At 49.7% G+C, this 578-nt stretch carries 1 protein-coding gene; it reads right to left on the reverse strand.

Features of this window, described 5'->3' with window-relative positions; all coding sequences use genetic code 11:
- Positions 1–554 (reverse strand): recombinase zinc beta ribbon domain-containing protein (locus RX395_RS09865; RefSeq protein ID WP_316367306.1); only part of this gene is annotated, 554 nt, incomplete at its 3' end.
- Between the last annotated feature and the right edge of the window lie 24 nt (positions 555–578).

The following is a 578-nucleotide window of genomic DNA, read 5'->3' on the forward strand; positions in this document are numbered from 1 at the left end:
GTCTGATCCTCCTCGGCCTCCAGGGATCGTTCCTTCTCCAGCTTTGTAGCGCGGAGCTGTTCCGCCAGCTCGTTTTGGCGTGATATAAAAATATCAGGATCAACCAGGCCCTGCTGCTTGAGCTGGGCCAACAGTTGATCCTGACGGGTGATGTCTGCAATTTTCTGGTTAAGTGCCACGATGTCCAGGCTCCAGAGCAGCTTGCCCTTCCGGGCGCTCTGGAGGTCTGTGAGCAGTTGGGTGAGAATGGATATCCCCTGATGGCGGAGCTTGTGGTACAGATGGAGGAACGCCTGCTCGATTTCCGTATTGAGAATCTGCGTTACTGTACAGGACTTGGCATCATTGGCGTGTGACCGGCAAATCCAGAATAGTTTTTCGTGAGATACTTTCTTTCTGAATGAAAGCCCGCATTTCTCACAAAATATCTTTTTGTCGAATGGCGACCTCTCTTGCACCTGTTTTCTCATCGCTCGGCATTTTATGAGCGTCTGTACTGCATTGTATTCTTCTTTTGAGATAATCGCAGGATGTGTATTGGGAGCATAATACATTTCTTGCTCTCCATGGTTCCTGCG

The organism is Collinsella aerofaciens (genome assembly GCF_032584215.1).
In the GTDB taxonomy this organism is placed as follows: Bacteria; Actinomycetota; Coriobacteriia; order Coriobacteriales; family Coriobacteriaceae; genus Collinsella.